At 61.5% G+C, this 26,978-nt stretch carries 22 protein-coding genes, 1 tRNA gene and 1 pseudogene; 8 read left to right on the top strand and 16 right to left on the bottom strand.

The genetic code is table 11. The features are described 5' to 3' along the window. Nucleotides 1-4 precede the first annotated feature (4 nt). From ACXAG8_RS01395 to gltX, 3 genes are all read right to left on the bottom strand, one after another. A complete protein-coding gene (locus ACXAG8_RS01395) occupies nt 5-955 on the bottom strand; it encodes an autotransporter domain-containing protein (protein WP_475221533.1) in 951 nt (316 codons plus the stop codon). A gap of 183 nt (nt 956-1,138) precedes the next feature. Continuing rightward, nucleotides 1,139-2,434 carry a citrate synthase gene (gltA, locus tag ACXAG8_RS01390; protein ID WP_475221531.1) on the bottom strand — a complete coding sequence of 432 codons (1,296 nt, stop codon included), beginning with the start codon at nt 2,432-2,434 and terminating at the stop codon, nt 1,139-1,141. Nucleotides 2,435-2,554: 120 nt separating this feature from the next. Continuing rightward, entirely contained in the window at nt 2,555-3,955 is a 1,401-nt protein-coding gene (gltX, locus tag ACXAG8_RS01385) for a glutamate--tRNA ligase (RefSeq protein WP_475221530.1), read from the bottom strand. 79 nt (nt 3,956-4,034) lie between these two features. Here gltX and ACXAG8_RS01380 point away from each other — a divergent pair, with 79 nt between their 5' ends. Continuing rightward, nucleotides 4,035-6,077, top strand: coding sequence for a ComEC/Rec2 family competence protein (locus ACXAG8_RS01380; RefSeq protein WP_475221529.1), 2,043 nt, complete (start codon nt 4,035-4,037; stop codon nt 6,075-6,077). Here the strand turns inward: ACXAG8_RS01380 and lexA are convergent. The 6 genes from lexA to ACXAG8_RS01350 all read right to left on the bottom strand — a co-directional run bounded on the left by lexA (nt 6,071) and on the right by ACXAG8_RS01350 (nt 10,899). Next, the gene (lexA, locus tag ACXAG8_RS01375) at nt 6,071-6,769 is read right to left on the bottom strand and encodes a transcriptional repressor LexA (RefSeq protein ID WP_475221528.1); all 699 of its coding nucleotides are present in this window, start codon (nt 6,767-6,769) and stop codon (nt 6,071-6,073) included. The genes ACXAG8_RS01380 and lexA overlap by 7 nt on opposite strands. Before the next feature lie 81 nt (nt 6,770-6,850). After that, nucleotides 6,851-8,023 carry a molybdopterin molybdotransferase MoeA gene (locus ACXAG8_RS01370; RefSeq protein ID WP_475221526.1) on the bottom strand — a complete coding sequence of 391 codons (1,173 nt, stop codon included), beginning with the start codon at nt 8,021-8,023 and terminating at the stop codon, nt 6,851-6,853. Beyond that, on the bottom strand, nt 8,020-8,493 hold the full coding sequence (gene moaC, locus ACXAG8_RS01365) for a cyclic pyranopterin monophosphate synthase MoaC (protein ID WP_475221524.1): 474 nt from the start codon (nt 8,491-8,493) through the stop codon (nt 8,020-8,022). The genes ACXAG8_RS01370 and moaC overlap by 4 nt, the downstream gene beginning before the upstream one ends. Next, nucleotides 8,493-9,305, bottom strand: a complete 813-nt coding sequence (gene trpC / locus ACXAG8_RS01360; protein WP_475221522.1) for an indole-3-glycerol phosphate synthase TrpC — start codon at nt 9,303-9,305, stop codon at nt 8,493-8,495. Before trpC ends, moaC begins: the two co-directional genes overlap by 1 nt. Next, nucleotides 9,302-10,321: an anthranilate phosphoribosyltransferase gene (gene trpD / locus ACXAG8_RS01355; RefSeq protein WP_475221521.1), complete on the bottom strand. Its 1,020-nt coding sequence runs from the start codon at nt 10,319-10,321 to the stop codon at nt 9,302-9,304. Before trpD ends, trpC begins: the two co-directional genes overlap by 4 nt. After that, nucleotides 10,318-10,899 (bottom strand): anthranilate synthase component II, encoded by a 582-nt coding sequence (locus ACXAG8_RS01350; RefSeq protein ID WP_475221519.1) that lies wholly within the window; start codon nt 10,897-10,899, stop codon nt 10,318-10,320. Before ACXAG8_RS01350 ends, trpD begins: the two co-directional genes overlap by 4 nt. 197 nt (nt 10,900-11,096) lie before the next feature. On the opposite strand from ACXAG8_RS01350, the gene ACXAG8_RS01345 reads away from it, so the two are divergent. Next, nucleotides 11,097-12,527, top strand: a complete 1,431-nt coding sequence (locus ACXAG8_RS01345) for a divergent polysaccharide deacetylase family protein (protein WP_475221518.1) — start codon at nt 11,097-11,099, stop codon at nt 12,525-12,527. 47 nt (nt 12,528-12,574) lie between these two features. Here ACXAG8_RS01345 and trpE read toward each other — a convergent pair whose 3' ends face one another. The 5 genes and pseudogenes from trpE to fabI all read right to left on the bottom strand — a co-directional run bounded on the left by trpE (nt 12,575) and on the right by fabI (nt 17,903). Continuing rightward, nucleotides 12,575-14,086 carry an anthranilate synthase component I gene (trpE, locus tag ACXAG8_RS01340; protein ID WP_475221516.1) on the bottom strand — a complete coding sequence of 504 codons (1,512 nt, stop codon included), beginning with the start codon at nt 14,084-14,086 and terminating at the stop codon, nt 12,575-12,577. A 13-nt stretch (nt 14,087-14,099) separates the two neighbouring features. Next, entirely contained in the window at nt 14,100-15,941 is a 1,842-nt protein-coding gene (locus tag ACXAG8_RS01335; protein ID WP_475222392.1) for a peptidyl-prolyl cis-trans isomerase, read from the bottom strand. Nucleotides 15,942-16,022: 81 nt separating this feature from the next. Continuing rightward, a pseudogene (locus tag ACXAG8_RS01330) lies at nt 16,023-16,574 on the bottom strand (aminotransferase class I/II-fold pyridoxal phosphate-dependent enzyme); the annotation flags it as partial. Between the two features lie 8 nt (nt 16,575-16,582). Beyond that, on the bottom strand, nt 16,583-17,092 hold the full coding sequence (gene gpt / locus ACXAG8_RS01325) for a xanthine phosphoribosyltransferase (protein WP_475221515.1): 510 nt from the start codon (nt 17,090-17,092) through the stop codon (nt 16,583-16,585). A 4-nt stretch (nt 17,093-17,096) separates the two neighbouring features. Then, on the bottom strand, nt 17,097-17,903 hold the full coding sequence (gene fabI, locus ACXAG8_RS01320; protein WP_475221513.1) for an enoyl-ACP reductase FabI: 807 nt from the start codon (nt 17,901-17,903) through the stop codon (nt 17,097-17,099). 135 nt (nt 17,904-18,038) lie between these two features. Here fabI and pdxH point away from each other — a divergent pair, with 135 nt between their 5' ends. The 4 genes from pdxH to ACXAG8_RS01300 all read left to right on the top strand — a co-directional run bounded on the left by pdxH (nt 18,039) and on the right by ACXAG8_RS01300 (nt 19,886). Beyond that, nucleotides 18,039-18,644, top strand: a complete 606-nt coding sequence (gene pdxH, locus ACXAG8_RS01315) for a pyridoxamine 5'-phosphate oxidase (RefSeq protein WP_475221512.1) — start codon at nt 18,039-18,041, stop codon at nt 18,642-18,644. A gap of 120 nt (nt 18,645-18,764) precedes the next feature. Further along, complete coding sequence (locus tag ACXAG8_RS01310; protein WP_475222390.1) at nt 18,765-19,292, top strand: cold-shock protein; 528 nt, start codon at nt 18,765-18,767, stop codon at nt 19,290-19,292. 9 nt (nt 19,293-19,301) lie between these two features. Next, nucleotides 19,302-19,766, top strand: coding sequence for a DUF192 domain-containing protein (locus ACXAG8_RS01305; RefSeq protein ID WP_475221510.1), 465 nt, complete (start codon nt 19,302-19,304; stop codon nt 19,764-19,766). A 43-nt stretch (nt 19,767-19,809) separates the two neighbouring features. After that, nucleotides 19,810-19,886, top strand: a tRNA-Pro gene (locus tag ACXAG8_RS01300). Between the two features lie 8 nt (nt 19,887-19,894). Here ACXAG8_RS01300 and ACXAG8_RS01295 read toward each other — a convergent pair. Continuing rightward, the gene (locus tag ACXAG8_RS01295; RefSeq protein WP_475221509.1) at nt 19,895-20,362 is read right to left on the bottom strand and encodes a hypothetical protein; all 468 of its coding nucleotides are present in this window, start codon (nt 20,360-20,362) and stop codon (nt 19,895-19,897) included. 525 nt (nt 20,363-20,887) lie between these two features. Between ACXAG8_RS01295 and ACXAG8_RS01290 the strand changes: the two genes are divergently transcribed. Further along, nucleotides 20,888-24,505, top strand: a complete 3,618-nt coding sequence (locus tag ACXAG8_RS01290; protein WP_475221507.1) for a vitamin B12-dependent ribonucleotide reductase — start codon at nt 20,888-20,890, stop codon at nt 24,503-24,505. A 548-nt stretch (nt 24,506-25,053) separates the two neighbouring features. After that, nucleotides 25,054-25,299, top strand: a complete 246-nt coding sequence (locus ACXAG8_RS01285) for an EF-hand domain-containing protein (RefSeq protein ID WP_475221505.1) — start codon at nt 25,054-25,056, stop codon at nt 25,297-25,299. A gap of 50 nt (nt 25,300-25,349) precedes the next feature. Here the strand turns inward: ACXAG8_RS01285 and ACXAG8_RS01280 are convergent, their stop codons facing one another. Then, on the bottom strand, nt 25,350-26,894 hold the full coding sequence (locus tag ACXAG8_RS01280; RefSeq protein ID WP_475221502.1) for a trimethylamine methyltransferase family protein: 1,545 nt from the start codon (nt 26,892-26,894) through the stop codon (nt 25,350-25,352). Nucleotides 26,895-26,978: the final 84 nt, after the last annotated feature.

The raw sequence follows: 26,978 nt of genomic DNA, 5'->3' as shown, positions 1-26,978 counted from the left end.
CGGATCAGAAGCTGATCCCGATCCCGGCGGTGAAGCCGTTGACCGTGTCGCTGCCATAATAGCGCACCATGATGCGCGTGGTGGTCACCCAAGGGACCCAGGTATCCGACAGGTCAACCTCGACACCGCCGCCGACACGGGCCAGCCAGTCGGTGCCCAGAACAAGGGACTGATCGCCGATCAGGTATGACAAGGACAGGTCCCCGACCCAGCGCACGGGACGGCCAAACATGCGTGTGCCGGTGGGAAACCTGTAGCGGGTCCACAACACCGCATTTGCCGCCGTCGACTGGACCAGCAGGTCCTTGTCATCGCCGATCGGCCAATATTCGATATGCGTATAGCGAAAGCTCATCTCGAATTCGCGATCGTTTTCAAGCGGCCGATCATAGGCAAGCGTGAACGATCCCCCGGCGCCGCCTGCCCAAAGCCCGCCGCTTTGGACAAAGTCGCGGTCAAGCCCCAGCCGGTTGGCAACCGCCTGTGTCACCACCGACGCATCAGACTGCGTGCGGCCAATCGAGATATGGGCCATCGGCGTCAGCGTCCAGTGGTCGTTCAGGTCGAACTGGTACCCGACACCGCCGGTCGCAGCGGCGCTGGTCCATTTCAACGGCAGAACAGCGGTTTGGCCCGAGCCGCTGAAGCTGAGGACGGGATCATACCGGGCATAGCCGATATAGCCTTCCAGATAGATCGGCACGCCTTCGCTCAGCCGGAAACCACCACCCAATTGGGCGGATTTGAAATCATAGTCCCGGTTCCGGGTGTTGGATTGCAGCGATATCGCACTGGCCGAGTCATCGGGGATGCCGGCCAGCCCCATGACAGCCAGCGACCCGGCTGCGTTTTCGCGCTGCAGGTCCTTGAACTTGTTTTCAAGCCCGCTTTGCGCAAGGGCAGGGCCGCCGAGGATCAGCAGGCAGAGGAGGGGCAACAGGAACGTGGATTTCATTGTGATTCTGCCTGGATGTGATCCGCGCAGAATACCCGCCCCGATATCTGGGAAAAGCGCACAGCCCCGCTGGCGGGAATTTTTGCCGCAATCGCTTCTGTTCGGTAACACTGGCCGAAACCCAAAAAGGCCCCGCATCGCGGGGCCCGTTTGCTGTCTTGTGTCGGTGATACCCCAGAGGGTTCAGCGGTTTTCGATATCCACGTAATCGCGCAGCGTTTCGCCCAGGTACAACTGGCGCGGGCGGCCGATCTTGTTCTGTGGGTCTGCGATCATCTCTTTCCACTGGCTGACCCAGCCGACGGTGCGCGAAAGCGCAAAGATCGGGGTGAACATCGATGTCGGAAAGCCCATCGCCTCGAGGATGATGCCCGAATAGAAATCCACGTTCGGGAACAGCTTCTTCTCGGTGAAATACGGGTCTTCCAGCGCTTCGCGCTCCAGCTCTTTGGCAACCTGAAGCTTGGGGTTGTCCTCGATGCCAAGCAGTTCAAGCACTTCGTCTGCGGACTGCTTCATCACCTTGGCGCGGGGGTCGAAATTCTTGTAGACGCGGTGACCAAAGCCCATCAGGCGGAACGGGTCGTTCTTGTCCTTGGCGCGGGCAATGAATTCGGGGATGCGGTCAACGCTGCCGATCTCTTCCAGCATCTCAAGGCAGGCCTGGTTCGCACCACCATGCGCCGGACCCCAAAGACAGGCGATACCCGCCGCGATACAGGCGAACGGGTTGGCACCCGACGACGACGCCAGGCGCACGGTCGAGGTCGACGCGTTCTGTTCGTGATCTGCGTGCAGGGTAAAGATACGGTCCATCGCACGGCTGAGGATCGGGTTGACCTCATAGTCCTCGGCCGGAACGCTAAAGCACATGCGCAGGAAGTTCGACGCATAGTCCAGATCGTTGCGCGGATACACGAACGGCTGACCGGTGTGGTATTTATAGGCCCAGGCCGCGATGGTCGGCATCTTGGCGATCAGACGGTGCGAGGCGATTTCGCGCTGGCGCGGGTCTGAAATATCGGTCGAGTCGTGATAGAAGGCCGACATTGCGCCAACAACACCCACCATGATCGCCATCGGGTGCGCATCACGGCGGAACCCGCGATAGAAATACTGCATCTGCTCGTGCAGCATCGTGTGGCGGGTGATGGTGGTTTCAAAGGTCTCCAGATCCTTGGCGGCCGGTAGCTCTCCGTACAGAAGCAGATAGCACACTTCTAGGAAGTGCGATTTCTCGGCCAACTGGTCGATCGGGTAGCCGCGGTGCAGCAGCTCGCCTTTTTCGCCGTCAATATAGGTGATGGTGCTGTCACAGCTTGCGGTCGAGGTGAAACCGGGGTCATAGGTGAACATACCCGCCTGGCCGTAAAGCTTGCGGATATCGATGACATCGGGACCAGCGGTCGGCGAATGTACCGGCAACTCGTATGTATCGCCGTGCACAGTCAAAGTGGCTGTTTTTTGGCTCTCGGTCATGGGTATCCCTTCCTCAATCGTTCGTATGCCGGTGCGTGGTCCGGCATTGCGGGCATCGGTCGCGCGTGGTCGCGCAATCCGACGTGTAGATGAGCAGCGTTACCCGAATGTGAAACCCGGCTATTGCGCTGCATCCGACAGTCGCGCCAGGGTCTCTTCCCGCCCCAGCACGAGCATCATGTCAAACACCGAAGGTGTTACGGCGCGTCCCGCCAGCGCAGCCCGTAATGGCCCGGCCAGCTTGCCGAACTTGACCCCGTTGGCGTCGGCAAACGCGTTCAGGGCTTCCTCCAGTTCGTTCCGCGTCCAGCTAACATTTTGCAACTGCGGCGTCAATTCATTCAGTATACCATCGGATACAGATGCAAGCGCTTTCTGCGCCTTCTCATCCAGCGAAATTGGACGTTGTGCCAGAATAAATTGCGCTTTTTCAAGAAGTTCCGGGAAGGTCCGGGCGCGATCCTTGAGGCAATACATCGCACGCTCCAGATCGGCGGCCTGTGCTTCCGTGAGGTCAGGCAGGTTCGCGGCGTCCAGATAGCCCTGAATCTCGCGCCGCAATGCAGCATCCTCGGTGACGGCAATATGCTGACCGCTCAGGTTTTCCAGCTTTTTCAGGTCGAACCGGGCCGGGCTTTTGCCGATTCCGTCCAGGTCGAACCACGCCTTGGCCTGTTCATCGGTAAAGAACTCGTCGTCACCGTGGCTCCAGCCCAGTCGGGCAAGATAGTTACGCATCCCGGCGGCGGGATATCCCATTGCCTGGTATTCCTGCGCGCCCAACGCGCCGTGGCGTTTGGACAGTTTCTTGCCGTCGGGGCCGTGAATCAGCGGGATATGCGCCCAGACGGGAATGTCCCAGCCCATCGCCTCATAGATCATCATCTGGCGCGCAGCGTTGTTGAGGTGATCATCGCCCCGGATCACATGGGTCACGCCCATGTCGTGGTCATCGACCACAACCGCCAGCATATAGACCGGGGTGCCGTCCGAGCGCAGCAGGATCATGTCGTCCAGCTGATCGTTCCTGATGGTGACGTCGCCCTGAACCTGGTCCCGGATGACGGTCACGCCGTCCTGGGGGGCCTTGATGCGGATGGCATAGGGAAGGTCGGGGTGGTCGGCGTCATCCGCGTCGCGCCAGGGGCTGCGGAACAGGGTCGATTTGCCCTGGGCCCGTGCGTCTTCGCGAAAGGCGGTGATTTCGTCCTGGGTGGCAAAGCACTTATACGCCTTGCCCTGGTCCAGAAGGTGGCGGGCAATTTCGGCGTGTCTGTCGGCGCCGTCGAACTGGCTGACGATCTCGCCGTCATGGTCCAGCCCCAGCCAGCCCATCCCCTTGAGGATCGCGGCGGTTGCCTCGGGCGTGGACCGTGTCCGGTCGGTATCTTCGATGCGCAACAGGAATTTGCCGCCGCGACCGCGCGCGTACAGCCAGTTGAACAGCGCGGTGCGCGCGCCTCCTATATGCAGAAAGCCGGTTGGAGAGGGGGCAAATCGAGTGACGACCTGTTCGGGCATGGTGAGTGTTAACCTTTTGGTAACCGCGTCGGCGCTAGTGTTGGCGCCTGTCTAACGAGCCGGAAGGACGGGGGCAACCATGCGTGTTCTTGCACGGCTCAACGCCGCGTTGTTGAACCAGCGTGGGCACCTTTTGCCCTGGTCTCCGGTCTGTCTGGCCATCGGTATCGGGGCTTATTTCGCGCTGCGGTTCGAACCCGGCGCGCCGTGGTATGCCTGTGTGATCGCGCTGGCAATCGGCGCGGGGTTTGCGGGATTGCGCGGGATGTCGGCCTGGGCACCGGTGATGACGGCCGCTGCACTGATTGCCTGCGGGTTTGCCCTGGCCGGCTTGCGCGCCCATCTGGTTGCCGAACCGGTACTTCAATGGCGCTATTACGGCCCGGTCGAGGGGCGGGTCGTGGCGATGGACCGGTCGGCGTCGGATGCGCTGCGGGTGACATTGGACAGGGTGCGCCTGGAAGACCTGCGCGCCGATCAAAGGCCGCAGCGCGTCCGGCTGTCCATTCACGGCGATACGGTGCCGCTGCAACCGGGGCAAAGGATCATGACAACGGCCCATCTGTCACCGCCGCAAGGGCCGGTGGAACCCGGTGGCTTTGATTTTCGCCGTCACGCGTGGTTCCAGCGCCTGGGCGCCGTCGGCTACACGCGGGTTCCGGTTCTGACCATCGCACCGCCGTCCGAGGGCCGGGACGGGGTCCGCGTCACCGCGGTGCGCATGGCGATATCACGGAATGTGCGCAATGTGCTGCCGGGTGAAGTTGGCGGGTTTGCCGCTGCCGTCACAACCGGCGACCGCAGCGGCATGGGGCAGGCGACGCTTGAGACGTTGCGCAAGTCCAACCTGGCGCATCTCTTGGCGATCTCGGGCTTGCATATGGGGCTTTTGACCGGCTTTGTCTTTGTCGGCAGCCGGATCGGGCTGGCCGCCATCCCCGGCCTGGCGCTGCGGATGCCGGTCAAGAAACTGGCCGCGCTGGCCGCCCTTGTGGCCGCGCTTGCCTACCTGTTGCTGTCAGGCGGAAACGTCGCCACCGAGCGGGCCTTTGTCATGGTTTCGGTCATGCTGGGCGCAGTTTTGATCGACCGACGGGCCATTTCGCTGCGGGCGGTTGCGGTGGCTGCCCTGATCGTGCTGTTCCTGCGCCCCGAATCCCTGCTGAGCCCGGGGTTCCAGATGTCATTTGCCGCCACCACGGCCCTGGTCGCGGTATTTGGCGCGCTGCGCGACCGCGGCCCCATGCCGGGCCCGAAATGGGTACGCGCTGCTGGTGGGCTGATCGCCTCGTCGCTTATCGCGGGCCTTGCAACTGCACCAATCGGGGCTGCGCATTTCAACACCACCTCGCATTACGGTCTTTTGGCCAACCTGCTGGCCGTTCCGGTCATGGGCACACTTGTCGTCCCCGCGGCCGTGGTGGCGGCGCTGCTTGTGCCGATCGGCCTTGAAGCGGTGGCCTTGTGGGTGATGGGGCTGGGGCTGCGCTGGATCATGGGGGTTGCCGATTGGGTTTCTAACCTTGAGGGCGCTCAGGGCCATGTGCCCGCCCCGCCGGATTACGTCCTGCCCGTTGCCGCGCTGGGGGCCTTGTGGGCCATCCTCTGGCAGGGGCGGGCCCGGTACCTGGGGGCGGTTCCGGCCTGTGCCGCATTCCTGATGTGGGGGCAAGCGCCGCGTCCGCAGGTTCTGATTGCCGAATCCGGCGGGCTGGTCGGTGTGATGACCGAAACCGGCCGGGCGCTCAGCAAACAGAAAGGCAGCGGTTTTGTCGCCGGGGTCTGGCTGGAAAACGACGGCGATGCAGGTGATCAGGCACAGGCCGCGGCCCGGTGGCCGGGCGCGTCGGACGGTATTCAGAGGTTCCGCCTCGGCCCGACCGAGGTGGTTCACCTGACCGGCAAACGGGCGGCAAACGGGTTTGATGAATGCATGGCGGGGCAGGTGATCGTGGCGCCGGTGGCCCTGGATTTGCGCGGCGATTGCGGGCTTTTCGACGTGGGCGCGCTTGGGACCACGGGCAGCCTGGCCATAGATCAGGGCAAGATCATCTCGGCCGCCCAGGTTTCCGGGCCGCGCCTGTGGTCACCCAGCAGGTCTGCGGCGGGCAAGCATCAATAGCTGCGGATCAGGCCGACCAGTCGACCCTGAACCTTGACCTTGTCCTCGGGCAGCACGCGGGTTTCATAGGCCGGGTTCGCAGCCTCAAGCGCGATGGCCTGGCCGCGGCGAAAGAACCGCTTCAGCGTCGCTTCCTGATCTTCGACCAGCGCAACAACGATGTCGCCATTATCGGCCGAGGATGTTTCCCGGATCACAACCACATCGCCATCATTGATACCCGCGTCGATCATCGAGTCGCCACGCACCTCAAGCGCGTAATGCTCGCCGCTGCCCGAAACCATCGAACCGGGCACCGCCACACGGTGCGACACATGGCTGATCGCTTCGATCGGAACACCGGCCGCGATGCGGCCCATGACCGGCAGTTCCATCGCGTCGACAGTCACAGGTTCAAAGTTTGCAGGCCGCGGACCGCTGGGCTTGTCGCCTTCGATGACACGGGGGGTGAACCCGGTTGCAGGTTCGCCGCCCAGGCTTTCGGGCAGCTTGACGATTTCTATTGCCCGCGCCCGATGCGCCAGCCTGCGGATAAAGCCGCGTTCCTCAAGCGCCGTGATCAGTCGGTGAATGCCGGATTTCGACCTCAGGTCCAATGCGGTTTTCATTTCGTCGAAACTGGGCGGAACACCATCTGCCTGGACGCGTTTGTGGATGAATTCCAACAAATCCAATTGCTTCTTGGTTAGCATTGCTCAAACCTCGTCGCTCATGCGTTTTCTTTTGTTCTACGCATGTTCACGTTTTGTGTCAACGGATTTGCCGCAGTCCGGTCAGATCGGCAGAAACTGGACTTGCTCGCCCGCCGCGCGAGGCGGGTCATCGGGGGGGCGTACCACCAGGGCGTTGGCCTGCGCCAGAACGCTGAGCAGCGAGCTGTCCTGATCGTCGCATACGCGGATCCCATCCGCGCCAAATTCGGCGCGCATATAATGCTCGCGCGGGCCGTTAGGCCCGATCGGTGCCGCCAATGGCGCGCTTTGAAAGGCCGGCAGCGCGACATCCAGCCCAAGCATGCGGCGCACCATCGGCAACAGGAACAAGTATCCGCAAACCATTGCACTGACGGGGTTTCCGGGCAGTCCGATCATGGCGGAACTGCCAAGGCGCCCGGCCATCAAGGGTTTCCCCGGACGCATGCGCACCTTGTAAAAGGACTGTTCGACACCCAGGCGTTGTGCCACATCCGAGACCAGGTCGTGATCGCCAACCGAAGCGCCGCCGATCGTCACCACGATGTCGGCGCCCTGGGCCAGGCCAAACGCGGTTTCCAGCGATGACAGCGTATCGCGCGCAATCGGAAGAATGCGGGTCTCGGCTCCGGCGCGGTCAAGCAGCGCCTTCAGGCCAAAAGTGTTCGAGGCGATGATCTGGTCGGGGCCGGGCTGTTCCCCTGGCATCACCAACTCGTTCCCGGTGGAAATCAGCGCGATCCGGGGCTTGCGCGCAACCGGGACCCGGGCGTGGTTCATCGCAGCGATCAGGGCAATGTCCTCGGGCCGCAGAAAGCGGGGGGCCGAAATCGCGGTTCCCGTGGTGAAATCCACTCCGACCGGGCGGACATTCGATTTGCTGCCCGGCGCGCGCGCGATGGTGATCAGGTCGCCCCGGCGGTCGACATCCTCTTGGATCACAACGAAATCAGCGCCTTGCGGCATCGGCGCGCCGGTAAATATCCGCACGGCCTGTCCCGCACGCAACTGGCCGTCAAACCGGTGGCCCGCAGCGGCTTCGCCGATGACCTTGAACATCGCATGCAGTTCGACCTCTGCCGCATTCACCGCGTAGCCATCCATCGACGATGCGGCAAACGGAGGCTGGTTGCGGGTCGCGACGATCTCGGTCGCCAAAACGCGCCCGGCGGCTTCGGTCAGGGGAACCTGTTCCGACGAAACAGGCGCCACAAGGTCAAACAACAACGTACGCGCTTCATCGACGGTGATCATGTCGCCTCGTAACGTCCGGATTTTCCACCATCTTTCAGAACAACGCGTATGCCGCCGATCTCCATCGCCTTGTCCACGGCCTTGATCATGTCATACACTGTCAGGGCCGCTGTTGACACGGCCGTCAAGGCCTCCATCTCGACACCGGTCTGGCCGGTGGTCTTGACGGTCGCCTCGATCCGAACACCCGGCAGGTCGGGGTCGAGGGTCAGTTCCACCGCAACCTTGGTAATCGGCAGCGGGTGACACAGCGGGATCAGATCCGGTGTCTTCTTTGCCCCCATGATCCCGGCCAGCCGCGCAACACCCAGAACATCGCCTTTTTTTGCGCGACCTTCTGAAATGATTTCAAAGGTTTGGGTTGCCATGGTGATGTAACCTTCGGCAACGGCAATGCGGTCAGTCGTCGCCTTGTCCGACACATCGACCATATGGGCCTGGCCGTCGGCATCGAAATGGGTCAGCGGCATCACATCACACCGGGTATCAGAGGGTTGGCCAGCAAGGCCTGCGTGGCGCTTGCCACGTCATCCTGACGCATCAGGCTTTCGCCGATCAGGAAACACCGGGCGCCATAGCGGGCGATATCGGCCAGGTCCTGCGGCGTGTTCAACCCGCTTTCGCAGACGATCGTCCGATCCTCGGGAACCAGTTTCGAAAGGGTCCGCGTTACATCAAGAGAGGTATCGAACGTCTTGAGATTGCGGTTGTTTATCCCGATCAGCGGGCTTTTCATCTGGGCCGCGCGGCTCAGTTCTGCCTCATCATGGACTTCGATCAGAACATCCATGCCCCAGTCAAAGGCGGTCTGTTCAAGTTCGGCGGCCTGACCGTCATCGACCGAGGCCATGATGATCAGGATACAATCGGCCCCCAGGGCGCGGGCTTCGACAACCTGGTAAGGGTCGTACATGAAATCCTTGCGCAACGCCGGCAGCGCACAGGCGTCGCGTGCTGCCGTCAGATACTCTTTTGCGCCCTGAAAGCTGGGCGTGTCGGTCAGCACCGAAAGACAGGCCGCGCCGCCGTCCTCATAGGCTTTCGCCAGGGCGGGCGGGTCGAAATCGGCACGGATCAACCCCTTGGACGGGCTGGCCTTTTTGACCTCGGCAATCAGGCCATAGCCTTGCCTGCTGGCGGATTGCAACGCCTTGGCAAAGCCCCGGACGTCGGACGCATTGCGCGCCTCTTGCTCCAGCTCGTCAAGCGATTTGCGCGCCTTGTCCGCCGCAACCTCTTCAAGCTTGTAGGCCTTGATTTTGTCCAGAACGGTTTCGGTCATGCGGTTTCCTGTGTGATACGGGCCAGAGCGGTGATTTTGTCCTTGGCTTTGCCGCTGTCGATGCTTTCGGCGGCCATGGCGACGCCTTCGCGCAGGTCACCTGCCACGTCGGCAACCACCAGGGCTGCGGCGGCGTTCAAAAGGACCGCATCGCGATAGGCCGACGGTGTGCCATCAAGCAGCGCGCGCAGGGCGACGGCATTTTCCTGCGGCGTCCCGCCAAGGATGTCTTCGAACGGATGCACGGCCAAGCCGGCGTCTTCGGGATGCAGTTCGACCTCGCGCACCGCACCGTCTTCCAGCGACGCAACCCAGCTGACGCCGGTTATCGTCAGTTCGTCCGTCCCGTCCGAGCCATGCACCAGCCAGGCATGGTCCGCGCCCAGAACGCCCAGGGTTTCCGCCATCGGGCGGATCAGGTCGCGGCTGAACGCCCCGGTCAGTTGCCGTTTGACGCCCGCCGGGTTGGTCAGTGGTCCCAGAATGTTAAAGATCGTGCGGGTTCCCAGCTCTTGCCGGGTTGGCATGACATGGGCGATCGCCGGATGATGCATGGGCGCCATCATGAAGCCGATCCCGACTTCGCGCAGGGCGTTTTCGACCACCTCTGGCCCGATCATCACGTTGATGCCCATCTGGCCCAACGCATCCGCGGCACCGGATTTCGAACTGAGATTGCGGTTGCCATGCTTGGCCACGGTCACGCCTGCGCCTGCCACCACAAAGGCGGTCGCGGTCGAGATGTTCAGCGTCCCCTTGCCGTCGCCACCGGTTCCCACGATGTCGATCGCGCCTTCGGGCGCGCGGACCGCGTTGCATTTGGCGCGCATGACAGCTGCTGCGGCGGCGTATTCGTCCACGGTTTCGCCGCGTGTCCGCATGGCCATCAGCAGGCCGCCGATCTGACTGGGCGTGGCTTCGCCGTCAAACAGGATACCAAAGGCCTGTTCGGCCTCGGCGCGGGTCAGGGGCCGGTCGGCGGCGACACCGATCAACGGTTTCAGAGCATCGCTCATGCGGGGACTTTCATCTCGTTCAGGAAGTTCTTGAGCAGGGCGTGGCCATGCTCGGACGCAATGGATTCGGGGTGAAACTGAACGCCGTGTATCGGCAGTTCCTTGTGCTGAAGCCCCATGATCGTGCCGTCTTCGAGTTCGGCGGTAATCTCAAGGCAATCGGGCAGGGTGGCGCGATCCACCACCAGCGAATGATACCGCGTGGCCTCGAACGGTGTAGGCAGCCCGGCAAACAGACCTTTGCCGGTGTGGTGCATCGTTCCCATTTTGCCGTGTACGATTTCATGGCAGCGGATGACCTTGCCGCCAAAGCTTTGGCCGATGGTCTGATGCCCCAGACATACGCCCAAAAGCGGTGTCCCGGTTTCGGCTGCGGCCTCGGTCAGGGCCAGGCAAATCCCGGCCTGGTCCGGGTCGCAGGGACCGGGGCTGAGCAGGATGCCCGCCGGGTTCATTGCCATGGCTTCCTGGACGTCCAGCGCATCATTTCGGCGCACGACCATCTCGGCGCCCAACTCGCCCAGATAGTGGACGAGGTTGTAGGTAAACGAGTCATAGTTGTCGATCAGCAGCAGCATTTTGTACTTATCTTCGTTTGGGCATTTCAGGCTGGCGATACAACCCAGAGCCACGGTATGGTGTCGGGGACATACATGCTCAGGCTTGCGTGGCAGCGTCAAGGGTGCATCCCGCCCCAAACGGTCACGCGCAGGAGTGTCGCAGCAGACGGCACACAGGCCAGCAAGGCAGGACGAATGGCAAGAGGCGAGGACAGATGGGCGGCTTTTACGGTGGAATGATCGCAGGCGCGGTTGTTGTGGTGGCGATGGGCGCGGTCCTGTCGCTGAACACGCCGCTGGCCAGGAAACCCGATGTTGCAACCTCGGCCCCGGCAAGCGCCGCGGTGGACGCGCCCCGTACCGAAGCCGATCTTGACGGATCGGGCCCGGATTCTGATCTGGTTGAAATTGCCCCCGGCGCTTTGCAGCCTGCCGAGGATGAGCCCGATACGCTTGATGGTCTGGCCGGGATCGCCCCTGAACCCGATACCCGCCCCGAAGTATCGGATGTATCGCAGGCGTTGCAGACGCCCGGTGCCGCCGACGCCACGGGGGTTTCTGTTGAAACGGATGCTCCGGCCGCCCCTCCGGCGCCTGCGCCCGTTCCCGCATCGCCCGAGGAAGAGGTGCAGCCGGTCACCGTCGATGCCGCGCCGGCTGAGCCTGCGGAACCACGGGACGAGGATATCGCCGCGCTGCAGCCCAACGAAACGCCGGTCCCGGCCACGCCGCCCGCTTCCAGCCCGGCAGACCAGCCTGACGAACAAGAGATATCGATCCAGGACAGTCCGATTGCTGTTGAAGGTGATGAGGACGTGCTGCCGCGCAAACGCGCCCGTATCGCGGCCCTGCCGCAGATCGGCGGCGAACAGACCGAGACATCGACAACTATCGTGGGCAAGCGGGTGGTGCCGCTGACAGAACGCGACGATGCGCCCGCCGAACCCGAGGTCGCAGCGCAGCCTGCGGTCGGCAAACCGATCGAGGCTTATGCCGCCGCATTCGATAACCCCGAGGCCAAACCGTTGATGTCGATCATCCTGATCGATGACGCCGACGCGTTCGGGGCCGAGGCGTTGCAGGACTTTCCCTATCCGCTGAGCTTTGCGGTCAACCCGTCCGATCCGGGGGCGGCCGAAAAGATGGCGCGCCACCGTGCGGCGGGGTTCGAAGTTCTGGCCATGGCTGATCTGCCCAAAGCCGCCAGCGCACAGGACGCCGAGGTATCCTTGTCGGTCTGGCTGGAAACGCTGCCCGAAACCGTGGGTATCCTTGAAGGTGTCGACACCGGTATCCAGGGCAACCGCAAACTGGCCGATCAGGTTGCCGCCATTGCCGCCGGAACCGGCCGCGGGCTGATTACGCAGGATAACGGGTTGAACACGGTTCAGAAGCTGGCGGCGCGCAACGGAACGCCTTCTGGCGTGGTGTTCCGCGATATTGACGGCGCCCGCCAGGACCCGAAAATCATGCGTCGTTTCCTGGATCAAGCGGCCTTTCGCGCCAGCCAGGAAGGGGCCGTTGTGATGCTGGGGCGGGTGCGTCCCGAAACGATATCTGCCTTGCTGCTATGGGGGTTGGAAGACCGCGGCAGCCGTGTCGCCATGGCGCCCATTTCGGCTGTCATGAAGCACCACGTTCAGTAAGTCCCGGCGTCGCAGGCGGAACGCGGGGCCAGCACGGCCCCGCCTGTTCAGCTGTTTCCAGAGCCCGTAAACCGCGCGGCATCCGACGCGGCGCGCCGGATGGCATTCGATTTATGAACGGTCTCCATATATTCCGCCTCGGGGTCGCTGTCATAGACGACACCGCCACCGGCCTGAATATACAGCTTTTGGTCCTTTACGATCGCCGTGCGCAACGCGATGCACATATCCATATCGCCGCCCGCGCTGAAATAGCCGACGCCGCCGCCGTAAACGCCGCGCTTTTCGGGTTCCAACTCGTCGATGATCTCCATCGCGCGCACTTTGGGCGCGCCCGAGACCGTGCCGGCGGGCATCCCGGCAAAAAACGCATCCAGCGCGTCCTTGTCATGGGCCAGTTCGCCGACCACGTTTGACACGATGTGCATCACATGGCTGTAGCGTTCGATGATGAACTCTTCGGTCGGCCGGACCGTGCCGATCTTGGAAACGCGACCTGTGTCATTGCGGCCCAGGTCCAGCAGCATCAGGTGCTCGGCCAGCTCTTTCTTGTCGGCCAGCAGGTCCACTTCGTTGGCCTTGTCTTCCTCGGGCGTTGCGCCGCGCGGACGGGTGCCTGCGATCGGGCGGATGGTGACTTCGCTGCCAAAGACACGCACCAGAATCTCGGGGCTTGCGCCCACGACCTGAAAGCCGCCGAAGTTGAAATAGAACATGAACGGCGACGGGTTCGTGCGGCGCAGCGAACGGTAAAGCGCAAAGGGCGGCTGGGGAAAGTCCTGTGTCCAACGCTGTGCGGGCACCACCTGAAAGATATCGCCGGCCCGGATGTATTCCTTGGCCTTTTCAACGGCTTCCATATAGCCCGACTTGGTGAAATTCGACACGGGCGGCGCGATTTCATGCGCATCGCCCAGATCGCGGGTTTCAGCAGGCATCGCGCGTTCAAGATCGCGCACCGCATCCATGACCCGTTCAGCCGCCTGGGCATAGGCGGCCTTGGCCGATTGACCGTCACTGACCCAGGCAGGAGAGACAACGGTGACTTCGCCCTTTACCCCGTCAAGCACAGCAACGACCGACGGGCGCAGCATCACCGCATCCGGCAGGCCAAGGGGATCGGGGTTCACATTCGGCAGGTGTTCGACCAGGCGCACCATGTCATAGCCGAGATACCCGAACAGACCCGCCGCCGCCTGCGGAAGGTCATCGGGCAGGGCGATCCTGCTTTCGTCCAGCAGGGCGCGCAGATTGTCCATCGGATCGCCTGTCTGGGGTTCAAACGCCTCGGCGTCGAACCGGGCGGTCCGGTTCAAAGAGGACGTGCTGCCCCGGCATTGCCAGATCAGGTCCGGCTTCATCCCGATGATCGAATAGCGGCCGCGTACCTCGCCGCCGGTGACCGATTCCAGCATGAAGGCGTCTTTTTGTGCGCCCGTCAGCTTGAGCATCAGTGAAACCGGCGTATCCAGATCGGCGGCAAGGCGGGTGTAGACCACCTGGTTTTCACCCGCTTCATAGGCGCGGGCGAAACTCTCATACTCGGGGATCAGGGCCATCTTGGGGTCTTTCTCAGAAATTCGCCTGCACGGCGTTCAGCGCGGCCTGATCCAGAACCGGACGGGCGCGGGCCTGGGCATCGCGCACATAAAGATCAAAGATGTTCTGGGCCAGCGCCTGGCTGAGCTGCGCGGTCAGCGCATCCTGCATTTGCTGCTGTTCATCGGTTTCGGCGGGCGGCAGTTCTTCGTCCAGTCGTACGATAAAGGCCGCGCCTTCGCCGGGAATGACACGCAACTCGCCGGTTTCCATTTCAAAGATGCGGGTCATGAAATCGACCGGGGCGTCATCCAGGAACGCAGTGCGGGTCAGGGCGTTTTCAACCCGGAACGGCAGCCCGGTTTCGGTGAAATCGCCGCTTGCGGCCAGCTGGGTCAGAACCGTGTTGGCCTGTTCCTGCAGGGCCTTGGCCGTTTGTTCCTGCGTCCAGGCCGCGACCACCGCATCGCGGGCGGTGTCCAGGGGCTCGGGGCGCGGGGGCAAGACGTCATTCAGGCGCAGCGCAAAGACCGACCCGTCCTCAAGGAAAGCGATTTCGGGAAAATCGCCTTTTTGCACAGCCTGTGCCGCCGTGCGGAACCCGTCATAGGCGGCGATGCCGTCAACGGTCTGGGCGGTCCAGTCGATTGCGCCCAGCTCCATTTCGGTTTCACCCGCCAGTTCTTCCAGCGTGGCACCACCGGCCAGCATATCGTTGAAATCCTCGGCCTGGGCTTCGATCAGGCGGCGTGCGCGTTCGGCGGCAAGCTCTTCGCGCAGTTCGGGCATCGCTTCTTCAAAGGTCACGTTGTTGGCAGCAAACGTACCGTTGATACGAAACAGGGCCGGGCCAAGGTCCGAGGGCAGGGGACCGACCACATCATCGATCTCGGATGCGAAAACCGCGTCGGCGGCGGCACCCAGATCCTGGCGCGTGACGTCGCCCAAATCGATATCGCTGAGGTCCAGGTCACGGTCCTTGACCAGTTGTTCGAAATCGGTGCCGCCGACTTCGAGCTGGGCCAGGGCTTCGGTCGCCGCAGCGTCGTCGGCAAAGACCAGGCGTTCGACCAGGCGCCGCTCGGGCTGCTGGTACTGGTCGGCGCGGTCGTCATACAGGCGCCGCAGCGCGTCCTGGTCGATCTCGACCGTGTCCAGGATCATCTCGGGCGACAGGATGGCATAGGTCAGCTGCTTGGTGCGGGGCAGGGTGAACCGGTCGGTGTTCTCGTCGTAAAAGGTCTGGATTTCGGGATCCGTGGGTGCGGGCACCGGCGTTTCCAACGCATCAGCGGCCAATGTGGCCACGGTAAAGCTGCGCCGGGCCAGAACGTATTGCGCCAGGGTTTGGGTCATGATGTCGGGCATGTTCACGCCGCTCATGATTGCGCCCTGAACGATCGTGCGGGCGGATTCCTTGCGCAGGTCCTCTTCGAATTCGGAATCGGTCATGCCGACCTGTTCCAGCTGAAAACGATAGGCTTCGCGGTCGAACGTGCCATCGACCCCCTGAAAGGCAGGGATTGCGACAATCTCTTTTTGCAGGTTTTCATCCCCGATCGATATGCCCAGCTGTCCGACTTCGTTATCCAGCGCCGCCAGCGCGATCAGGCGCGACAGGGCCAAACGGTCCAGGCCCAGTTCCATGGCTCGGGACATCTGCAGCGGTTGGTTGGTCTGCGCCTCGACCGCCCTGATCTCGCGCTGCAATTCGCGGGCATAGGCATCGACCGAGATATCCTCGTCGCCGACCTGCGCCACGGTGCGTACCGTACCGCTGAGATTGACGGCGCCAAAGCCGGCAAGCCCCAGCATCAATAGGCCCATGAGAATCCATACAAAGGTTTTGGATAGGTTTTTCATGCCTGCGGCCATGGTGCCCTCTTGCTTGGTTCGGCAGGTGTCTGCCCTGACGGTTGCGGCCCTGAATACGCTGCGCACCGCCGGGGGGCAAGCTTAGATGGCCAATGCCTGCAAACGGCTGAACAATTGTTCGATACCGGCCCGGTCAAGATTGGCAAAGGCTATGCGAACCTGGCGTTTCCCCGCCGGGTCATCGGCTGGCACGAACATCGTTCCCGGCAGCAAAAGAATGCCCGCCTTTGCCACCAGCAATCGGGCCAGCGCGTCCGAATCCATGTCGAGCGGATGTTCCAGATGCGCAAAGTAGGCCCCCAGCCCCAAAAGACGCCAGCCCCGCGATTCCAGGCGCGGCATCCCGTCTTGGATCGCCTTGTGCCGGGCCAGGATCGCGGACCTTTGTTCGGCCATCCAAGGGGTCAGGTTTTGCAGGCCCCACAGCGCCGCGAACTGGCCGATCTGGTTGGGGCAGATCGTGACGGTATCCAGGAACTTTTCCATTTCGGCCAGAAGGCCCGTGCTGGTGACGATGGCGCCGACCCGGTGACCGGTCAGGCGGTAGGCTTTGGAAAAGGAATACAGATGTATCAGGGTGTCCGGCCAGTCCGGCTGGCGGAACAGATCATGTGGCGGGCCGCTGCGGCTATTGCCGCGGGTCAGTCAGTTCCGCGATAGGGCTCGACATATTGCAACGCCATATCCCACGGGAAGAAAATCCAGGTGTCCTGGCTGACCTCGGTGATGAATGTATCAACCATGGGGCGGCCCTTGGGCTTGGCATAGACGGTTGCGAAATGGGCCTTTGGGTACATGTCCCGGACCAGTTCCAGCGTTTTGCCGCTGTCGACCAGGTCGTCGATGATCAGGATGCCCTCGCCATCGCCCATCAAGGCGCTGTCAGGGGCTTTGAGAACCTGCGCTTCGCCTTGTTCCTGGTGGTGATAGGACCGGACGCTGATCGTGTCGACGGTGCGAATGTCCAGTTCGCGGCTGACGATCATGGCCGGGGCCATGCCGCCGCGCGTGATCGCCACCACCGCGCGCCATGCGCCGTCATCGGGGCCTTGCCCATCCAGGCGCCAGGCCAACGCGCGCGAGTCGCGGTGAATCTGGTCCCAGCTGATGTGAAACCCTTTTTCGTGGGGCAGACGGTCCTTTGCGCTCATCGCGTTACCCTTTTTCCACATCCGGTGCGTCGACGGCCTTCATGCCGACGATGTGATACCCCGAGTCGACGTGCAGGTTTTCCCCGGTCACGCCGCTGCTGAGATCGGACAACAGGTACAGCGCCGATTTTCCGACATCGTCGATGGTCACGTTCCGACGCATCGGCGAATTATATTCGTTCCACTTCATGATATAGCGGAAATCACCGATACCGCTGGCGGCAAGGGTCTTGATCGGACCGGCCGAGATCGCGTTGACGCGGATGCCGTCCTTGCCCAGATCCTCGGCCAGGTATTTCACCGACGCCTCAAGCGCCGCTTTCGCAACACCCATGACATTATAATGCGGCATGACCTGCTCGGCACCGTAATAGGTCAGGGTCAGGGCGCTGCCGCCATCGGTCATCATCTTTTCGGCGCGCTGCATGACGGCCGTGAAGGAATAGACCGAAACATCCATCGTCAGGTTGAAATTCGCGCGCGACGTGTCCACGTAGCGGCCGCGCAATTCGTTCTTGTCCGAAAAGCCGATGGCGTGGACGACAAAGTCCAGCTTGCCCCATTTTTCCTCAAGCGCCGCGAACAGGCCGTCGATCGAGGCTTCGTCCGAGACGTTGCAGGGCAGGACGATTTCGCTGCCAAGCTGCGCCGCAAGCGGATCAACCCGCTTTTTCAGCGCGTCGCCCTGATAGGAAAAGGCCAGCTCGGCCCCGGCTTCGGACAAGGCGCGGGCGATTCCCCATGCGATTGATTTGTCATTGGCCAGTCCCATGATGAGGCCGCGCTTGCCGGCCATCAACTGATTTGACATGTTCGGTTCTCCGCCTGTCTTCGCGATGTGTTGGGTTGGTTTATGCCATTGATTGCCCTGCATCAAGGCCGTCTGGTCTTGCCCGCAGCGGGTTCTCGCCTTAGGGTCGTTAACAATTCGTTCCAGGGGATGGAAATGAGTGAGCGGAACGGCATATTCGCCGGCGCTGATCCGTTTGTAATAGCGGGGCGGTGGCTGGCCGAGGCCGAGAAGACGGAATCGAACGATCCGAACGCGATTGCCTTGGCAACCGTGGACCCGGAAGGTTTGCCGAATGTTCGAATGGTATTGCTGAAGGAAATCGAAAAAGACGCGTTTGTTTTTTATACGAATTACCAAAGCGCCAAAGCGTCCGAATTGGACAATGCGGGCCAGGCGGCGTTTGTGATGCACTGGAAATCGTTGCGGCGTCAAATCCGGGTGCGCGGATCCATTACCCGCGAAGACGGGCCGCAGGCGGATGAATATTATGCCTCTCGGTCCCTCAAAAGCAGGTTGGGCGCCTGGGCGTCGCACCAGTCACATCCGCTGTCCAGCAGGACGGCCCTGATGGGTGAGGTGGCGAAAGTGACGGCCAAATACGGATCGAACCCGCCGCGGCCACCATTTTGGGGCGGATACCGGCTGTGTCCGGTTGAAATCGAATTTTGGGCGGACGGAGCTTTCCGGCTGCATGATCGGTTCCGCTGGCGCCGGTCTCAACCGGATCAGGAATGGGATGTGCAGAGGTTAAATCCATGACACTCGCGTATCGTGAAATGCAACACGCCGATTTCACAGGTTTTTTTCGACTTGAAATTGCGCGCCAATACCATACACATCGGACGTCTGATGACCGCTGAAACTGGTGATAGGAATACCGTGCCAGAAGATCTGAGCAACATGTACCGCATACGCGGTCACGTGAAGTGGTTTGATCCCGCCAAGGGGTACGGCTTTGTCGTGTCCGATACTGGCGGGCCGGATATCCTGTTGCATGTAAATGTGTTGCGCAATTTCGGTCAAAGCTCGGTCGCTGATGGTGCCGGGATCGAGATCATGACCCATCGCACCGATCGTGGTGTCCAGGCGGTCGAGGTTCTCAGCATCGATCCGCCCGAACGCACCGACTCGATGTTGCTGGCGGATTTCGCGGAACTGGACCCTGGCGTTATTTCAGAGGCGCCGCTTCAGGCGGCCCGGGTCAAATGGTTTGACAAGGGCAAGGGGTTCGGGTTTGCGAATGTCTTTGGCCGGGACGAAGACGTGTTTCTGCACATCGAGGTTCTGCGCCGGTCCGGTCTGGCCGACCTGCAACCGGGCGAGGCGCTGGCCATGCGCGTCATCGACGGCAAGCGTGGCCGGATGGCAGCACAGGTTCTGGCCTGGGAAGCGGCCCTGGCGGACTGAACACCACCGATGAAGCAGCTTGCATTTCTTTTCCTGGCATATGTGATCTGGCCGGGAATCGGGCTTGCCGCTTGCAGCGATGATCGCGTCGATCTCAGGAATGACCGGGCGCAGATCCGTTTTGATATCGAACTGGCAATAACGCCACAGGACCGGGCGCGTGGGCTGATGTTCCGTGAAACGCTGCCCGGACGGTCGGGAATGCTGTTTGTGTTCGATCCACCCCAGCCGGTTGCGTTCTGGATGAAGAATACGCTTATCCCGCTGGACATAATCTTTGTCGACCGCGCGGGCACGGTGACCCATGTCCATCAGGGGGCGATACCGGGCGATCTGACACCGATCGAGGGCGGCGATTCGGTTTACGCGGTGCTTGAGATCAACGCCGGGCTGGCCGCCCGCTATTTCATCGCGCCGGGAACCGTCATGCGGCACGAAGTTTTTTCGGGTGGGCCTGCTGTTTGGCCCTGTTAGGGCTTTTCAAACCCAGACGGCCCCGTTAGGAAGGCGCACGGTCCGGGGCGTGGCGCAGTCTGGTAGCGCACCTGTTTTGGGTACAGGGGGTCGTGAGTTCGAATCTCGCCGCCCCGACCACTTTCTTCTCAGCGTTGTTGCCTGGGGTTTCCCGCCTGAATCGGGGTCCCCCCGAAATAGCGGTACAGGCGCGTGATCTGCTGATCCAGAACGTCGCTTTCAACCGGAACTTTGACCGACGTTCCGTTCTTTTGGGGAATCAGAAAGAACATATCGGCATCGACCCGGTACCCATCCGAGTTGCGCGTCGATGACAGTCGGCGGATGCTGGTGGGCAGGTTCTGCGGAAGCCCGTCATAATTGAGGATCAGGAACGCGGTGGTCTTTGGCGGCAGCAACTCGCGGCATTCGAACCCGTCCTTCCCAAGTTTGGTGAAATTTTCATCAGGGCCGTCACAACTGACCTTGAAGGTATCGAACAGGTTTTGCGGATAGTCGGGAAACTGCGCGCTGCGCGACACCGTGGGCTGGTCCTGCGTGGTACAAGCCGCCAGCACAAGGGCAGCGCAGAACAATCGGAATGGCGGTAAGCGCACGACGGACCCCAAAGTTTTTCAATTCCCCTTCAATGTCAGCCCGCCTGTGGATGGGGGCAATGATTCTCTGACACAGGATTACAGGGAACTGGTTGATTATCTGCTGATAACTATGCCGACAAAAACGTGAAATGGCTTTGATGGCAGGGGGCATAGGCGAAGATTTGCCGGTGATCGGCCTGTGGAGGAATCGAAATCCCCCGCGCGGCGATCACTTTGGGCGACCCGGTCAACAGAAAAGATTTTGAAAATGATCGAAAATGGCGTTGACCAACTATGGCAAGATACGTCAGATTGTATGGGCCGAGTGAATTGCCACTAAATCTGGTAGAAGAAGCCAGGGGTGGCAACGGGCGAGGGTCGGAAAGCACAATTCAGTAACGTGCAGCCGTTTGATCGGCTTGGCGCTGTGTATGGCAGCGGCCAGAGACTTGCGTCCAATTCACAAGCATGGCGGGCGGCACCCCGCAGAGAAAATTTGGTGCCGGGAACAAAATTGGGCTGAATGAATCGAAGGCGGCGGACATGAAGATTGACAGAAAATTCACCAAACCAGGGCAAGATGCGTATGCAGAGCTCGACTTTGTGTCTGCGACTTCGGAAATCCGCAACCCAGACGGGACCATCGTTTTCCGCCTGGACGATATCGAAGTCCCCGCCGGCTGGAGCCAGGTTGCCAGCGATGTGATCGCGCAGAAATATTTTCGCAAGGCCGGGGTTCCGAGCAACCTGAAGAAGGTCAAGGAAAAGGATGTTCCCGAATTCCTGTGGCGCTCGGTCCCTGCAGAGGGTGCTGAATTCGTAGGGGAAACCTCGTCCAAGCAGGTGTTCGATCGTCTGGCAGGCGCTTGGGCCTATTGGGGCTGGAAAGGCGGCTATTTCTCGACCGAGGAAGACGCGCGCGCTTACTTTGACGAAATGCGCTACATGCTGGCGACCCAGCGCGCCGCGCCGAACAGCCCGCAGTGGTTCAACACCGGCTTGCACTGGGCTTATGGGATCGACGGCCCGGCGCAGGGTCACCACTATGTCGATTACAAAACCGGCAAGCTGACCAAATCGAAATCCGCATACGAACATCCGCAGCCGCACGCGTGCTTCATTCAATCCGTCGATGATGACCTGGTGAACGAAGGCGGCATCATGGATCTGTGGGTGCGCGAGGCGCGCCTGTTCAAATACGGGAGCGGAACGGGCACCAACTTCAGCCATCTGCGGGCTGAAGGCGAGGCACTGTCGGGTGGCGGCAAGTCCTCGGGCCTGATGGGCTTTCTCAAGATCGGCGACCGCGCCGCTGGCGCGATCAAATCAGGCGGTACAACCCGTCGGGCAGCAAAGATGGTAATCGTCGATGCAGATCACCCGGACATCGAGCAATTCATCGAATGGAAGGTGATCGAAGAGCAAAAGGTGGCCTCGATCGTTGCCGGATCGAAGATGCACGAAAAGATGCTGAACGGCATTTTCGAGGCCATCCGCAGCTGGGACGGCGCGCAAGACGATGCGTATGATCCCAACAAGAATGACAGCCTGAAGAAAGCGGTGCGCGAGGCGAAAAAGGTCGCGATCCCCGAGACTTACATCAAGCGCGTGCTGGACTATGCGCGGCAGGGTCACGACAGTATCGAATTCCCGACCTATGACACGGATTGGGACTCGGAGGCCTACAGCTCGGTCTCGGGTCAGAACTCGAACAACTCGATCCGCGTGACCAACGCGTTCCTGACCGCCGTTGAGAAAGACGCCGATTGGGAGCTGATCAACCGCACCGACGGCAAGGTCGCCAAGACCGTCAAGGCGCGTGACCTTTGGGAAAAGGTCGGCCATGCCGCTTGGGCCTGCGCTGATCCGGGTATCCAGTTCCATGACACGGTCAATGAATGGCACACATGCCCCGAAGATGGTGAAATCCGCGGCTCGAACCCGTGCTCGGAATACATGTTCCTCGATGACACGGCCTGCAACCTGGCGTCGATGAACCTGCTGACCTTCCTCAAGGATGGTGAGTTCCAGGCCGCCGACTATATGCACGCCTCGCGCCTGTGGACCCTGACGCTGGAAATCTCGGTGACCATGGCGCAGTTCCCGTCCAAGGAAATCGCGCAACTGTCCTATGACTTCCGCACCTTGGGTCTGGGCTATGCCAATATCGGCGGTCTGCTGATGAACATGGGCTACAGCTATGACTCGGACGAGGGTCGGGCGATCTGTGGCGCGCTGACCGCGATCATGACCGGTGTGGCCTATGCAACCTCGGCCGAGATTGCCGGTGAGCTGGGCCCCTTCAAAGGCTATGAGCGCAACGCCGATCACATGCTGCGCGTTATCCGCAACCACCGCCGCGCGTCGCAGGGCGTGACAGAAGGCTATGAAAAGCTGGCGGTCAAGCCGGTGCCTCTGGATCACGGCAACTGCCCGGACAAACGTCTGGTCGATCTGGCCATGTCAGCCTGGGATGAGGCGCTGAGCCTTGGTGAAAAGAACGGATACCGCAACGCGCAGGCCACCGTGATCGCGCCGACCGGCACGATCGGTCTGGTGATGGATTGCGACACCACCGGGATCGAACCGGACTTTGCGTTGGTCAAGTTCAAGAAGCTTGCCGGTGGCGGTTATTTCAAGATCATCAACCGCTCGGTTCCGTCGGCGCTGGAAAAGCTGGGCTATTCCTCGGCGCAGATCGAAGAGATCGTGGGATATGCGGTTGGTCACGGAACCATCGGCAACGCGCCGGGGATCAACCACACCTCGCTGACCGGCCATGGCTTTGGCCCCAATGAGTTGGCCAAGGTTGATGCCGCGCTTGAAAGCGCCTTCGACATCCGGTTCGTCTTCAACCAGTGGACACTGGGCGAGGATTTCTGCACTGGCGTTCTGGGCATCCCGGCGACCAAGCTGAATGACCCGACCTTCGACCTGCTGCGCCATCTGGGCTTTACTAAGGCGGATATTGACGCCGCGAACGACCACGTCTGCGGAACAATGACGCTGGAAGGTGCGCCGCACCTGAAAGAGGAACACTATTCGATCTTCGACTGCGCCAACCCGTGCGGCAAGAAAGGCAAGCGTTTCCTTGGGGTTGACAGCCACATCACCATGATGGCCGCAGCGCAGAGCTTTATCTCGGGCGCGATCTCGAAAACGATCAACATGCCGAATGACGCAACCATCGAGGATTGCCAGAAGGCATATGAACTGTCGTGGTCGCTGGGTGTGAAGGCCAACGCGCTCTATCGTGACGGCTCGAAACTGTCGCAACCTTTGGCGGCTGCGCTGGTCGAAGATGACGACGAAGCGGCGGAAGTGCTGGAAAGCGGTTCGACGCAGGAAAAAGCCGTCGTTCTGGCCGAGAAGGTGATCGAAAAGGTTGTGGTCAAGGAAATGATCCGCAGCCATCGCGAGAAACTGCCCCATCGCCGCAAGGGCTATACCCAGAAGGCAATCGTTGGTGGCCACAAGGTCTATTTGCGGACGGGTGAGTTCGAAGACGGCCAGTTGGGCGAGATCTTCATCGACATGCACAAGGAAGGCGCTGGCTTTCGGGCGATGATGAACAACTTTGCCATCGCGGTGTCGGTTGGTTTGCAATATGGCGTGCCGTTGGAAGAGTTCGTCGACGCCTTTACCTTCACCAAGTTCGAACCGGCCGGGATGGTGCAGGGCAACGACTCGATCAAGAACGCGACGTCGATCCTGGATTACATCTTCCGCGAACTGGCCGTGTCCTATCTGGACCGCACGGATCTGGCCCATGTCAAACCCGAAGGCGCAACCTTTGACGATCTGGGTCGCGGCGAAGAGGACGGGTTGTCAAACGTGTCCGAGATCAGCGACAGCGCGGCCTCGAAGTCTTTGGAAGTGTTGAAACAAATCAGCTCGACCGGGTATCTGCGCAAGCGTTTGCCGCAAGACCTGATGGTGTTCAACGGCGGACAGTCCGACGTGACCGGCATGGCTGAAACCGCGGCCACTTTCGAAGCGCCTGCCGAAACCGCAGTAGCCACCGGAATGGACGCCCGCACCAAGGCCAAAATGCAAGGCTATGAGGGCGACCCTTGCGGCGAATGCGGAAACTACACGCTGGTGCGCAACGGCACCTGCATGAAGTGCAACACCTGCGGGGCGACAAGCGGGTGTAGCTGACCCAAACGCCCCGGCAGCCCGGGGCGCAGGGGTCGGATAGCTGCCACAGGTACCGACCCCGACGAATACGGAGCAAGGCGCTGAGACTTACCATCGATGCCTCGCTCCACGCGGTCGACATGCCCGTGTCGACCGGCAACAGGGTGGGGCGGAATATTTGCTCCTTCCCACTCTTTCACGGGGCGGGTGCGCTCGCCCCATGCGCAGTCCAGGCCGCAGGCAAAAAAACACCGGGCGGTCAACGAAATGAGCCTGGAAGGCGAAACTGACAGGGGGCTTCGGCCCCCTTTCTTTTTGTCTCGTGCAGACTCTGCCGGTTCAGCGGTCGATTGCCGGAAATGCCTTGGGGCGTCGGGGAAGTTCTGCCGAAACCCGAAAGGGGCGTTTGGCTCAGCAATAGCTTGCAGGGATTTGTGGCGGTAACGGGCAGGGTTTGGCGTGAATCGACCGTGTCGGGGCGGGCGGCGTGACAGGCCGGGGCCGGGTGGTGTCTGTGGTGGGTGTCCTGACGGACTACCACGAACCAACCCCTGTAAGGAGAAACGATAATGAAACTGTGCAAACTGGCCGCGATGGCCTCGGTCACAATTGCCGCCCCTGCAATTGCCTTTGCCGACACAAGCGTCGATGCAAATGGTGATGGTGTCCTGACCATCGAAGAGGTGCAGGCCGTGATCCCGGAATTGGATGCCGATGGTTTTTCGGTTCTGGATGTGAACGGCGACGGTGCCCTGGACGAGGCCGAAATTGCCGCCGCGCAAGAGGCAGGCGTGCTGCCGCCCAGCAACGGGTAACCGATGACGGCAGGCGGCCCGGAGCGATCCGGGCCGCTGTTTTCAATGGCTTACGCTGGCAAGTGAATGTTGAACTGCTGGCGCAATGCCGCATCCAGCGCCGGGTCAAACCGGGCTTGCGGTGGCGTGGACAAGATCATCTCTTTCCGCGCGGTTGCCTTGTCGATCAGGTCCGGCTTGTCCAGTTCAGCCCATTCCTTGGGCGAGGTGCGGTCGCCGAGTGTCGGATAGACGTAATCGGCCTGCATCCGGGCCAGCGTGGCCTCTGTCCCCAGGTAATGACCCGGCCCACCCAGGCAGACATCCGCCATCTGGTCCAGCGCAAGGGTTTCATCGGTGACTTCGATGCCCCGCACGCACCGCAATGCCTGGCCAATCAGGTCATCGCCCAGAATTAGGGATTCAAAGCAAAATCCCAACAGGGATGCGTGCATACCTGCCGCTTCGTAGACCATGTTCAGCCCCGACAGCCCGGCCATCACGTTGGAACACATCTGCTCCCATCCGGCCTGCATGTCGGGAAGCTTTGAATCGGATGCCCCCGCAGCGGCACCGCCGGGCAGGTCATAGAACTTGTGCATCTGCGCGCATCCCGCACTCAGCAGAGCCTGCTCGCCGGACCCCACCGACATGGCGCCTGTGCGCAGGTCCAGACCAAAAGGCCAGGTGCCAAAAACCGCTGGGGCACGGGGGCTTACGGCGTGAACATAAACCAATCCGGCCAGGCATTCCGCCGTGGCCTGGGTGATTGCGCCTGCAATGGTCGAAGGGGCCGTCGCGCCCGCCATGCCCGCCGACAGCAACAGGACCGGCATGCCCGCCTTGATGCATTCCTCCATCACCTGACAGCTTTCGGTGGCGAACTTCATCGGGGGCACGACAAAGCAGTTCGTGTTCGAAACGAAGGGGCGCGCGCGCCACGCGTCTTCGCCGCCGGCAATCATGTGCAGCATGTCCATCGCCGGTGCGACAAAGCTGGGGTCGGTAAACGACGTTCCGATATGTTTGAACGTACCGGAACAGCACGCATAGATCGTGTTCAGGTCCATCTCACGGTTGTCGGCGATATCGCGGCAGACCATAGGGCGTTGAACGAAATGGATATTTTCCAACTGGTCACAGATCCGCGCGGCGTCATGCAGGTCTTGCACCGTTGAATCGCGATAGTTCCGCCCCTGGGCGTCAACCATGCTGACCGCGGCGCCTGCGGTCCCGTAGTGAACCCGCGCACCGCTCAGCTCCAGGTCGGTTTTGCCGTCACGGCTGTACAGGGTGACCGATCTGTTGGCGCGCGCGACGGTGTCTTCGACCAGCGCGCGTGGAAACCGAATCCGTCCATCCTCGCCCAGATTGCAGCCCGCCGAGACCAGGTATTCGATCCCGCTTGCCGGGGCGTCGGCCAATCCGATAGTTTCCAACGCCGTCAGCGCCGCCTCGTGGATGCGCGCCATATCCGTTTGGCTGAGCGGCTTGAGCGTTCCGCCCTCGATCCCGGGGCGAACGGGGCGCAGGTGGTCCGGCAGGGCCGTGGCCCGGGCCGCGCGACGCGCTGCGCGACCGCCGCTGCGGGATGTGGCGCGAGGTTGATCATTCATGTTGTATTCCAGTGCGTTGAAGGGGGGTGTTCAGGTTGAATTCAACCCGGTGGCCGTCCCCGTGCCGCACGGCCGCGATCCGCA

Source organism: Ruegeria sp. ABD4_443 (assembly GCF_056160865.1).
This window is presented reverse-complemented; position numbering and strand designations above follow the sequence as displayed.

What these genes read in the sequence shown, in the direction of transcription:
- moaC (WP_475221524.1), bottom strand. Translation starts at nt 8,493, where the DNA reads ATGCCGCTGACCCATTTCGATGCCGACGGCCAGGCCCATATGGTCGAT.
- ACXAG8_RS01345 (WP_475221518.1), top strand. Translation starts at nt 11,097, where the DNA reads ATGGGCGGCTTTTACGGTGGAATGATCGCAGGCGCGGTTGTTGTGGTG.
- lexA (WP_475221528.1), bottom strand. Translation starts at nt 6,769, where the DNA reads ATGCTAACCAAGAAGCAATTGGATTTGTTGGAATTCATCCACAAACGC.
- ACXAG8_RS01280 (WP_475221502.1), bottom strand. Translation starts at nt 26,894, where the DNA reads ATGAATGATCAACCTCGCGCCACATCCCGCAGCGGCGGTCGCGCAGCG.
- ACXAG8_RS01285 (WP_475221505.1), top strand. Translation starts at nt 25,054, where the DNA reads ATGAAACTGTGCAAACTGGCCGCGATGGCCTCGGTCACAATTGCCGCC.
- gpt (WP_475221515.1), bottom strand. Translation starts at nt 17,092, where the DNA reads ATGAGCGCAAAGGACCGTCTGCCCCACGAAAAAGGGTTTCACATCAGC.
- ACXAG8_RS01380 (WP_475221529.1), top strand. Translation starts at nt 4,035, where the DNA reads ATGCGTGTTCTTGCACGGCTCAACGCCGCGTTGTTGAACCAGCGTGGG.
- trpC (WP_475221522.1), bottom strand. Translation starts at nt 9,305, where the DNA reads ATGACCGAAACCGTTCTGGACAAAATCAAGGCCTACAAGCTTGAAGAG.
- gltX (WP_475221530.1), bottom strand. Translation starts at nt 3,955, where the DNA reads ATGCCCGAACAGGTCGTCACTCGATTTGCCCCCTCTCCAACCGGCTTT.
- pdxH (WP_475221512.1), top strand. Translation starts at nt 18,039, where the DNA reads ATGAGTGAGCGGAACGGCATATTCGCCGGCGCTGATCCGTTTGTAATA.
- ACXAG8_RS01290 (WP_475221507.1), top strand. Translation starts at nt 20,888, where the DNA reads ATGAAGATTGACAGAAAATTCACCAAACCAGGGCAAGATGCGTATGCA.
- ACXAG8_RS01350 (WP_475221519.1), bottom strand. Translation starts at nt 10,899, where the DNA reads ATGCTGCTGCTGATCGACAACTATGACTCGTTTACCTACAACCTCGTC.
- fabI (WP_475221513.1), bottom strand. Translation starts at nt 17,903, where the DNA reads ATGTCAAATCAGTTGATGGCCGGCAAGCGCGGCCTCATCATGGGACTG.
- ACXAG8_RS01370 (WP_475221526.1), bottom strand. Translation starts at nt 8,023, where the DNA reads ATGATCACCGTCGATGAAGCGCGTACGTTGTTGTTTGACCTTGTGGCG.
- gltA (WP_475221531.1), bottom strand. Translation starts at nt 2,434, where the DNA reads ATGACCGAGAGCCAAAAAACAGCCACTTTGACTGTGCACGGCGATACA.
- trpE (WP_475221516.1), bottom strand. Translation starts at nt 14,086, where the DNA reads ATGGCCCTGATCCCCGAGTATGAGAGTTTCGCCCGCGCCTATGAAGCG.
- ACXAG8_RS01395 (WP_475221533.1), bottom strand. Translation starts at nt 955, where the DNA reads ATGAAATCCACGTTCCTGTTGCCCCTCCTCTGCCTGCTGATCCTCGGC.
- ACXAG8_RS01335 (WP_475222392.1), bottom strand. Translation starts at nt 15,941, where the DNA reads ATGGCCGCAGGCATGAAAAACCTATCCAAAACCTTTGTATGGATTCTC.
- ACXAG8_RS01305 (WP_475221510.1), top strand. Translation starts at nt 19,302, where the DNA reads ATGAAGCAGCTTGCATTTCTTTTCCTGGCATATGTGATCTGGCCGGGA.
- trpD (WP_475221521.1), bottom strand. Translation starts at nt 10,321, where the DNA reads ATGAGCGATGCTCTGAAACCGTTGATCGGTGTCGCCGCCGACCGGCCC.